Here is a 9753-nt window from a genome sequence, read left to right on the forward strand (position 1 = left end):
CCCGGATCGTTTAGGGATTCTGTACTTCGAACATCCGTTTGATCGCTCCCAGATCGACCTTCATGGAACTTGTCCGCGGTAACACATCGATTACACGTATCTCGGATGGAACATATGTTGCCGGAACCTGGTCGCGCAGATAGTCGCGCAGCGCCTGGCCATCGATTGGCCCTGCTTCGCTGGTCAGCTGAACGACAGCTACCGGAACTTCGCCCAGGCGCCGGTCCTCCAGTCCCACCACGCCTGCTTCCAGCACGAGAGGATGACTGGTCAGCGCATCGACGATCGTCTCAGGGAGGATCTTGAACCCGCCGCGCATGATGGCCCCATCGCCGCGCCCGCAATGATAGACAAAGCCGTCTTCGTCGATCCTTGCAAGGTCGGTCGTCCTGATCCAATCTTCCGCGACTTCGGGTACGATCGCTTCGAGATAACCCACTTCGCCGTCTGCAAGCCGCTGGCCGGTCGACGTATCCACGATGCGGACTCGGACGTTGGGAAGGGGCCGACCCATCGCGCTCTTCTTTTCCTTTCCAAAACGGCGATACAGGTCGAGTGACCAGCTGATGATCGTGCCGCAGAATTCGGTGGCGCCATAGGCCCAGATCACCGCGATGCCATACCGTTCGAGAAGTGTTTGCTGAAGCGGGACGGGCATGGGCGCGCTGCCGCCGTAGAAATAGTCGATCGATGCCAGGTCCTCGGCCGGGACATTCGCATCGACGACCATCTGGGCAACGGCCGGAGGCCCGGTGACATAGGCGGGACGCAGGCGGCGCACCGCTGTAACCCATTCGGGAACATTGAAGCGGTCGATCAGCACCATGTACCGATCAATCATTATATTCGCGACGATATTGCCCATGGCGATCCCGGCAAGGGACCAAGTGCAGATATCGGGCGGGACATCGCCGGCACTCACCCCTGCCCGCACGGTCTCGACGGAACGGACCAGCATTCTGAACGGAAAAAAGATACGCTTGGGCTTGCCTGTCGTTCCACTCGACAGCAGTTCAAGGCCCGGCTCGCCCGTTATCAGGTGATGGCGCTCGGCCGTGTCCACGGTTCTGGCGGTACCCGTGACGCTGATTTCCTCTTCTGCTCCTAGATCGAGGACGATGGCCACACCCCCATTGTCTCCAATCGCCTTGACGACAGGATCGGAAAGGTCGGCAATGTCCGCAATAACGGCCGCGAAACCGGTCTCTGCGATCTCTCTGGCCAACAACGCGGGTTTCTGAAGGGCATAAATACTCGTAATCGGACGACCGGCAAGGATCAGCCCCATCACCGCTACCACGTGAAGCGGCCGGTTGCGCATCACCAGTCCGATAAAGGCATCTTGCGGAACGCCCGCATCGGTCAGCAACGCGCCAAGCCGCTGGGAGAGTGCCGCGATTTCGCGGCGGGTGAATTGTCGTCCTTCGAATTCCAGCACGGCATCGTCATTTGTAGCCAGCAGCTTGTCACGGAATTCTTGAAGTAGTGTCATGGGACCTCGATGGGTGGCTTCCGATTACCGGAAATTGCTGCGCGGCAGGGAGTTGGTGGATCGCGTTCCAACCCAAACAAGAACACGTGTTTGCAGGCATTCGTCCAGCCCAAAGCGACGCCAGCGATAATTTTTCATAGATGTAATTTCATGGCCGACTCTGGCCTGCAACTGTATGCTCTTTCCATTGATGGGCGTCGATCGGTTAGGTGCGCCAATTGGACAGGAAACTCGACGGCCCTATCGGTGCGCCGAATGCACCGTCCGGCTGCAACGGGCGTCTATCACCGTGCTTACGCCGCCGGTCACCATCCATGTCAAGATCGAAGCCCGCGGTATCCCGGTCAATATGCCCGAGCCGCGGGCCATGGCCGTATGCCGTGGCGCGCGACGAAGCGGCAAGCACCGATTTGACCTCGTTATGCGCTGCCAGCGGACGGCCGACTTCGTTGCTGACATCTTTCAGAACGCCGATCATCTTTGCTCCAAGCAGAATCGCCCAAAAAAATAGAACTTCGCGACCGTGCTTGGCCTGAAACGCCCTGCCTCGCCAAAATAACGGACCCAGTCCAGGGGCCCGGTTTGAATCTGCCAAGCGAAACCGGCACGGTATAGCGCCAGGCGAGACGCCTGCGCTAAGTTTGCTCCGCCAAGCTTCGACTTGGTTGGTTGGCCATCTTCGTCGGGGCCCGCATGGATGGCATGGCCCCAATCAAAGGCTAACATCGTCATTGCGCCCGCCTCATAAAGCGGCTCGAGATGCTCCATGGTCGCGTCATGTGTCTCGCCCGGCATATAGCCGGGATAGACGAGCATGCCCGGATAGCGGCCCAGGATTCCGCGCTGGACATCGATGCATTGTGTGATCGAGTCCTCCTTGTTCAAAAAGGAATCGTGGTGATAATGCAGGACCCCTGCCCCGGCCTCGGCGCAGTCGATGTCCCCTTGGACAATGCCTTGCGTCGTCAGCAAGTTGCCACCGGTATTCGCGACCACCTGCGTCATCGCGGCTTCGATTACCAAAGGTTTCCAACAGATCCTGGCCCGAGCATTCCTCCTGCCATCGACGGCTGTCTGCCCTTGTCGAGGCGGCGTCCGACTGTTTTTCGGGTAATCGAACGTGATTGTTTTACCCGGCTACCTCAAGGACATTCAGGCGTGAAAACAGGACGCATTCAAGCATTCATTTCATTCGTTGGCTTTCCCGGTCTTGCTGGACCTAAATCGGCAGAAATCGGACGAAGACCATCGAAACAGGGACGCCAGAATTCTTGAATCAAGTTGACCTAAATATCCCTATTGCGTGGATACCAATCCAGGTGTCGACACCGTCAGTCCTTCAGTTTGCGGATCCGCTGTTCCTCAATCGCATCGGATGTGAATGCGCTAACCGAGACGGGTACCGCTTGCAGGCTCTCCTCGCGCCGACGCGCGGTTACGACGATCTCCCCCGATATGTCTGAGAGCCTGACCGGAAAAGAAATTGCGTGATATCAGTATGACGTGATTCAAGTCGGTGTTGCGACACTTCGACGGAGGATCATATGTGGACCGATACCACCCGGCAGCAGTTTGCCCGAAGCGAGCAGCGCTTGCCAAGATGGGGTGGTTGCCGCCCTCCCCAGACGGCATCGCAATGTGCCAAGTTGGTGGTGTTTAAATCCACTGAGCAGAAAGGGCCGTAACCATGTTGAAGGATACTATGATTGGGGTGGACCTGGCAAAGATGTTTTCCAGATCCACGGCGCGTCGCTGGTGGGGCAAGTGCAGTTTCGCCACAAGCTTTCGCGAACGCATTTCCGACGTTTCATGGCGAAGCAGCCACCAGCAATGGTGGTGATGGAGGCTTGTGGCAGCGCGCACTACTGGGCGCGTGAGATGGTCCAACTCGGCCAGGAAGTGAAGCTGATTGCACCCCAATATGTGAGGCCGTTTGTCAAGCGCCAAAAGAATGATGCGGCGGACGCCGAGGCCATTGTGATTGCGGCTCAGCGGCCCGAGATGCGCTTTGTCGAGCCTAAGTCGGAGTGGCAGCAAAGCCGGGCCGTCTTGTTTCGAAGCCGTGAGCGCCTTGTTCACCAGCGCACCGAACTGGTGAACGCAATCCGGGCCGGTCTTTACGAATATGGCCATATTGTTTCGCAAGGGATTGGCCAACTCGGGCGTATCGGGGAAATCATTGATGATCCCAGCAGCGATCTGCCCAGTCTGGTGCGGGAAGAATGTGGAGACCTGATTGAGCAGATTGGTGAGCAGACCATGCAGATCAACGCGAAGACTGGCAAAATCAAAGCGCTGGCGGCCGAATCTGGCGTAGCGCGGCGGTTGCAGACCATGCCCGATGTAGGTCCGCTCACTGCCTTGGCCGTCGAAGCCTTTGCTCCGCCGATGGAGCGTTTCCAACGCGGACGGGACTTCGCTGCCTGGTTAGGCCTGGTCCCGCGCCAATTTTCGTCCGGTGGCAAGGAAAGGCTCGGTCGAATATCAAAGGCCGGGCAGGCCGATATCAGGCGCTTGCTCATTATTGGTGCCATGTCGCGATTGAACTGGATGGGCCGCAGGGCGTTCCCCGAGGGATCTTGGCTGGCACGCATGGCAGCGCGAAAGCCCCGGATGCTGGTCGCCATTGCGCTGGCCAACAAGATGGCCCGCGGCATCTGGGCCATGCTAACGAAGAAAGAGGACTATCGAGATCCGGTGCAGGCTGAAGCGGCATGATGTGCATGCAGCGCAAATCTGCCTCGCGTCGGTAAGGGGGGTGTGAGAAGGCCAAGACCCGAATGGGCGAAACGATCGAAAAGATCTGGATCAGGAAAACCAGGAAATCGCTATGAGCCTTGAAGCTCGTTGCCAAGATTTGGACCTGACCCGCAGATCACCATACCGGCCAGCGGCGTCTGAAAACGCTGCATTTCAAAGGCCTCACAGAAGACCGCACTCGATCACATGCGTATCGGATCAGAAACTTCTTGCATCCCGGGCGGCAACCACAGAAGCGATTTGACGGATGCGGAATGGGCGGTTCTGGAGCCGTTTTTGCCGCCGCGGTCACACCTTGGCCGGCCGCCACGCTGGAGCTATCGCGAGGTCGTCGAGGCGCTTTTTAGATCAAGGGGCGGAAGCGCCACATCGTAACCGATACGCAGGGGCTTCTCGTCGGCGCCATCATCCACACTGCCGACGTACAGGATCGTGATGGTGCGCCAGACGTTCTGGCTTACGTCCGGCACGACTTCCCTTGGTTGCGGCACGTCTTGGCGGACGGCGCCTATGCAGGCGAGAAGCTCAGAACCGCGCTTGCCAGCATCGGCAAATGGACGCTGCAGATCATCAGACGCTCTGATCAGATGAAAGGCTTCTAGGTGCTACTCCGTCGCTGGGTGGTCAAACGCACGTTCGAATAGCTTGGCCGCAACCGCCACCTTGCCAGAGACTTCGAGCGCACGATCGAGAGTGCCACGGCCTGGCTCCACCTCGCGTCCGTACAAATGATCGCGAGAAGGATCGCAATACGCTGATACTAAATCAAATCATTATGAGTCAGAATGTGACGTCTGCTCGATGTCGTCACCATCGACGTGTGCGTTCTGCGCAGTCGCAGTCGCAGTCGGTGCAGGTGCAGGTGCAGGTGCAGGTGCAGGTGCAGGTGCAGGTGCAGTAATCACAGTCGCCGTACAGACCGTACTCAAAAATATCGTCTGAAACCTCGATTTTCTCCCGTTCTAATCTTGTGCGAACTTCTGCCGGGATAGACTCTTCATTCATAAAGGTCAAAACCGGGCAGTAAGAAAAACCGGGACCGCCACGGCTCGTGCATTTTGGCATCGCTTGGGAAAATGTCCTACTTTCGACATTCTTGCCGCGCGTTTGAATTCAAACTGCCATCGGCAAAATGCAACTGGGCCTTGCCGCGCCATAGCCCCGAACATCCGCATAAATTGACACGGATGTGGAATCTGATCGCCAGGCCGGTTTCAGGTCGGGCTGGGTTTGAGCCTCCCCACGCGAGTTGCTAACATGTTGCCTGAAATGGAAACCGGCATGATCCGGACTTCGAAGAGGATTGAGGGTGATGAAGCGAAGCGCCATGCCGCCGGGCGAATGGTCAGTGCCGATGCTGGCCGCCGCAGAAGAAATCCGGCAGGTCAAGGCGCGTTATTTCCGGTTCGTCGATACGAGGCGGTGGGACTGCCTGCGCGAATTATTCACCACTGACGCGACCCTGCATTTTCCCGAACGTACTGCGGCATTGGAAGACTGCGACACCTGTATCTCTCGATTTTCCAGTATCCTGGCGGCAGATGTTACCAGCATTCATGAAGGCGGCATGGCGGAAATCGGCTTTTTCGACGAGACAAGTGCGCACGCAGTCTCGTTCATGCGTGATACGATCATCTTTCCCGAAGGTCGGTCCAATCCATTCGGCGTCGCCCGCCTCGCCGGTGCAGGCCATTACCACGAAACATATCAACGCTGTGCCGACGGCTGGCGGATTGCCTCGCTTCGGCTTGAAAGGCTGTTCGTGGAAACGGTTCCGCAAGGGACCGATCGATGACCCCTGCCAATCCGGTCGACATGGTCGTCGTGGGATCCGGGGCCGGCGGACTGTCGGCGGCCGTGAAAGCCGCATCGCTCGGCTTGAAGGTGCATGTTCTGGAAAAGACTGACCGGGTCGGTGGAAGCACGGCCATTTCCGGCGGCGTGGTCTGGATCGCGAACAATAGCGCGATGGCAGATCACGACGCGCCCGATCCACCCGGCGCAGCGCGGCACTATCTTGAACAGGTGCTAGGGTCCGGAATGCGCGCGGAAATGGTGGATGCCTATCTGTCAAATGGCGCAAGGATGGTCGATTTTCTGAACAACAATACGGACGTACAGTTGCGGCCAAGGATGTACGCACCCGATTACCAGTCCGAACTGGAAGGGGCCTCGGGGGGCGGAAGGGCGTTGGATCCGATCATGTTCGATGGCCGGAAGTTGGGCCGCTGGTTCAAGCGGCTGCGCGGACCCTTGCCGCAGATGACGATTTTCGGCGGCATGATGGTAGGTCGCGCCGATATAGATCACTTGTCTGCGGCAATGCGGAAACCCCGTTCCTTCGTGCATGCGTTCGCGCTTTTTGCCCGCCACGCAGGGGATAGGATGCGGCATCGGCGCGGGACGCGGCTGCTTGCCGGCAACGCCCTTGCCGCAAGGCTGCTGAAATCCGCGCTCGACCTTGGCGTGACGTTCACGTTCGACGCCCAAGTGGATGAAATCACGATGGCCCAGGGCCGCGTGACCGGGTTGGCCTACAGGCACAAGGGAGTGACCTGCACAGTCATCGTAAACAAGGCGGTCGTGCTGGCTGCTGGCGGAACCGCAGCGAACAGCGCATTCCGGACGGCCCACGTTCCGCATTCCGGCGTCCACCGGTCGATGGCCCCCCTGTCCAGCACCGGGGATGGCATTGCGCTCGCCCGTGCCGTTGGCGCGGCGATCGAGGACGGGAACGAGAGCGCGGTCTTTCTTGCACCCGTTTCCGTACACGAAGAACCTGGCAAGCCCGCAATTGCCTTTCCGCACCTGATACTCGACCGACAGAAACCGGGCCTGATCGCGGTCAATTCGGCCGGGCGCAGGTTCTGCAACGAGGCGGACAGCTATCACGATTTCGTGACCGCGATGTACCGTGACGGCCCGGACGGCCCAGCGGTTCCCGCATGGTTGATCGCGGACGACCGCTTCGTCTCGAAATACGGGCTCGGGCTCGTAAAGCCGCGCCCCTTTCGCCGCCGCACTTATTCCAGGTCGGGCTATCTCGTCAGTGCGCCGGACCTCCCGGAACTGGCCAGCCGCATAAAAGTCCCCGTCGATGCCTTGCAGGAAACGGTGGCCCGCGCAAACCGTTGGGCCGATAGCGGCGTTGACGAAGACTTTGGCCGGGGTTCCACAAAGTATAACCGATATCTAGGCGATCCGTCGCACGCCCCCAATCCCTGCCTTGGGCCGATCCGCAAGGCACCGTTCCATGCGGTGAAGGTCTGGCCCGGGGACATCGGCTCCACCCAGGGCCTGCTCACCGATGGGCGTGCACGCGTACTGGATGACCGGCATGAACCTATCGCCGGGCTGTATGCCTGTGGCAACGACATGAACTCAATCATGAGGGGCACATATCCGGCAGGCGGCATCACTCTGGGGCCGGCCATGACATTTGGATATATCGCCGCGCGCGATGCGGCCGGAAATCTTGCAGAGGCAGACCGATGATAACGCTTTACGGCATGGGCAGTCCCAACGTGGTCAAGGTCAGGATCATGCTCGAGGAGCTCGGCCTCGATTACGAATTCGTCAGGGTCGACGTGATCGGTGGCGAGCAGTTTTCTGAGGAATTCACCCGCCTTAACCCGAACCGCAAGGTTCCGGTGCTGGTTGACCGGCGCACGGCCGGCCAACCGGTCACCGTATTCGAATCGGGGGCGATCCTCGTCTATCTTGCCGAAGAGGACGACACGTTCTGGCCCCGGGATCGCGCGCGACGCAGCACGATATTGAGCTGGTTGATGATGCAGATGGCCAACCTCGGTCCGGCAGCGGGGCAGGCCATCCACTTCAATCACGCGGTCTCCGAACCCAGCTATGCGCGCGAACGGTTCACGAACGAGCTGGCGCGGCAGCTGAACCTGCTGGAAGACCGGCTTGAACAGTCGCCCTTCGTGGCCGGCGCGGAATATTCAATTGCCGACATCGCGGTCTTTCCATGGATCCGCACGTTGCAGCGGTTCTTTCCGCAACTGACCGAAGGCAAGCACAGGATGGCCCTGTGGACGGATGCCCTGCTGAAGCGTTCTGCGATCGAGCACACGGAAGCGCAGATGGCCGAACTGACGCGCATCGACTTGCAGAGCCTAAAAACTGCGTCGGCCTGGACGCTAGACCGGTACTTCGGGCGGATCCCGGCGGAGTGATCCAGTTGCACTAGTCGCCCAATCGTTTCGAAATTCGAGCAATCCGGCAGGTATCGAAAGCCCGTTGCCTCAGGACGTGGTGGCCGAAAAGCTGGCAAGGTCTTCAAATTCGACCGGATGGTCGGCCGCCGTTCCCTCGTATCGGGAAAGTTCCTCGATGAAGATCGCCTGCAGATGCTCGTGGTCCTGCAGGAAACTGTCCATATGGTCGCCGAGGCAAATCGCAAGGCGGGGATGGCCTGGGCGCGGGGACAGCGGAGCGGCAAGGATGCCGCCGGAAAGCGCCTCGTCGATATAGCTGATGTATCCCTCCTGCCGGATTTGCCGCAGATGCGCCATCACATCGTGAAGCGAAGCATTCGGTGTGCTCTTACCCCGCTCTGCATTATTGCGAAGGACAAGGCTTGTCGCTTCGGAATCTGACATCATCGACATTAACGCGAGCCCCGCCCCGCTCGTGCTGATCTGTCGGGAGGTTCCCAGTGTCAGATGCGGCCTTCCCGCGATGGTCGACTGGTAAACAAGCACGTAATTCGCATGCGGCCCGACCTGGCTGGCAAGAAAGATGGCACGGCCTGTGCGCTGGTTCAATCGCTTCATCGTTGCCGGCAGGCTGCCTTCGTGAACGACGAGGTCATGGCACCAGCTTCCCAGCAGGCTGACCCGCATGGACGGCCTGTAGCACCGGGTCTCGCGATCAAAATCAAGATATCCGCTACCCAGCAGGCTGCGCAGTAGCTGAGACGTGCTCGATTGCGGAAAACCACAGAACGCTGCGATCTCGGCCGTCGACGCCGGGCGACGGACGTCATCGAAGAACTCGAGGATCCGCAGGACGCGGGCCGCCGATTTCACGACGGGATAGCTGTCCTGCGTCCCTGCCGCGAATATCCGACCGCCTTGTGTCTTGGCGGCACTTCCGTATAACGTAGCCATCCTCACCCCTTTTTATTTTTTATTATCCTTCTCAACTGTAACTAGCGTTCGATTGGCCATCAACTGATATGTTAGCGTTTCACGAGCCATGTCTTGGCCGTTCCGGCAGCCGGTCGAATTCGACAATCACCGCTTGCCACCTGGTTCAGAACGCCGCCAGTCTAGAAAGCGCCCGGCCAAGTATCAGCGCATGGACATCGTGCGCCCCTTTATAGGTGTTCACGTTCTCGAGGTTTATCATGGGCCGAATGACCTAGGGTCCGGACCCGTAAACGGGATTCCCAAGGCGGCTGCGATGTGATTCAAGTGCTGCGATTGCAGGAGCATGTTCGTGAGCGAGTTCTGGTTGACCGAGGCGCAGTTTGCGCGGAT

At 59.0% G+C, this 9753-nt stretch carries 7 protein-coding genes and 2 pseudogenes; 5 read left to right on the forward strand and 4 right to left on the reverse strand.

Going from position 1 to position 9753, the window contains the following annotated elements; translation table 11 throughout:
- Window positions 1-10: 10 nt before the first annotated feature.
- The 3 genes from ACSMXM_RS16870 to ACSMXM_RS16880 form a co-directional block, all read right to left on the reverse strand.
- Window positions 11-1492, reverse strand: coding sequence for a class I adenylate-forming enzyme family protein (locus ACSMXM_RS16870; RefSeq protein ID WP_460317643.1), 1482 nt, complete (start codon window positions 1490-1492; stop codon window positions 11-13).
- Window positions 1493-1697: 205 nt separating this feature from the next.
- Entirely contained in the window at window positions 1698-1970 is a 273-nt protein-coding gene (locus ACSMXM_RS16875; protein ID WP_460317644.1) for a hypothetical protein, read from the reverse strand.
- Entirely contained in the window at window positions 1967-2515 is a 549-nt protein-coding gene (locus tag ACSMXM_RS16880) for a hypothetical protein (protein ID WP_460317645.1), read from the reverse strand. Before ACSMXM_RS16880 ends, ACSMXM_RS16875 begins: the two co-directional genes overlap by 4 nt.
- A gap of 664 nt (window positions 2516-3179) precedes the next feature.
- Here ACSMXM_RS16880 and ACSMXM_RS16885 point away from each other — a divergent pair.
- The 5 genes and pseudogenes from ACSMXM_RS16885 to ACSMXM_RS16905 all read left to right on the forward strand — a co-directional run bounded on the left by ACSMXM_RS16885 (window position 3180) and on the right by ACSMXM_RS16905 (window position 8445).
- Window positions 3180-4210, forward strand: a pseudogene (locus ACSMXM_RS16885) (IS110 family RNA-guided transposase).
- Between the two features lie 389 nt (window positions 4211-4599).
- Window positions 4600-5010 (forward strand): annotated as a pseudogene (locus ACSMXM_RS16890) (transposase); the annotation flags it as partial.
- Between the two features lie 554 nt (window positions 5011-5564).
- Window positions 5565-6047 carry a nuclear transport factor 2 family protein gene (locus ACSMXM_RS16895; protein WP_460317650.1) on the forward strand — a complete coding sequence of 161 codons (483 nt, stop codon included), beginning with the start codon at window positions 5565-5567 and terminating at the stop codon, window positions 6045-6047.
- Window positions 6044-7747: an FAD-dependent oxidoreductase gene (locus tag ACSMXM_RS16900; RefSeq protein ID WP_460317646.1), complete on the forward strand. Its 1704-nt coding sequence runs from the start codon at window positions 6044-6046 to the stop codon at window positions 7745-7747. The genes ACSMXM_RS16895 and ACSMXM_RS16900 overlap by 4 nt, the downstream gene beginning before the upstream one ends.
- On the forward strand, window positions 7744-8445 hold the full coding sequence (locus ACSMXM_RS16905; protein WP_460317647.1) for a glutathione S-transferase family protein: 702 nt from the start codon (window positions 7744-7746) through the stop codon (window positions 8443-8445). The genes ACSMXM_RS16900 and ACSMXM_RS16905 overlap by 4 nt, the downstream gene beginning before the upstream one ends.
- Window positions 8446-8514: 69 nt before the next feature.
- Here the strand turns inward: ACSMXM_RS16905 and ACSMXM_RS16910 are convergent, their stop codons facing one another.
- Window positions 8515-9381 carry an IclR family transcriptional regulator gene (locus tag ACSMXM_RS16910; protein ID WP_460317648.1) on the reverse strand — a complete coding sequence of 289 codons (867 nt, stop codon included), beginning with the start codon at window positions 9379-9381 and terminating at the stop codon, window positions 8515-8517.
- Window positions 9382-9753 lie beyond the last annotated feature (372 nt).

The sequence above is a fragment of the Pacificimonas sp. ICDLI1SI03 genome, from assembly GCF_054740865.1.

What these genes read in the sequence shown, in the direction of transcription:
- ACSMXM_RS16870 (WP_460317643.1), bottom strand. Translation starts at nt 1,492, where the DNA reads ATGACACTACTTCAAGAATTCCGTGACAAGCTGCTGGCTACAAATGAC.
- ACSMXM_RS16875 (WP_460317644.1), bottom strand. Translation starts at nt 1,970, where the DNA reads ATGATCGGCGTTCTGAAAGATGTCAGCAACGAAGTCGGCCGTCCGCTG.
- ACSMXM_RS16895 (WP_460317650.1), top strand. Translation starts at nt 5,565, where the DNA reads ATGAAGCGAAGCGCCATGCCGCCGGGCGAATGGTCAGTGCCGATGCTG.
- ACSMXM_RS16900 (WP_460317646.1), top strand. Translation starts at nt 6,044, where the DNA reads ATGACCCCTGCCAATCCGGTCGACATGGTCGTCGTGGGATCCGGGGCC.
- ACSMXM_RS16905 (WP_460317647.1), top strand. Translation starts at nt 7,744, where the DNA reads ATGATAACGCTTTACGGCATGGGCAGTCCCAACGTGGTCAAGGTCAGG.
- ACSMXM_RS16910 (WP_460317648.1), bottom strand. Translation starts at nt 9,381, where the DNA reads ATGGCTACGTTATACGGAAGTGCCGCCAAGACACAAGGCGGTCGGATA.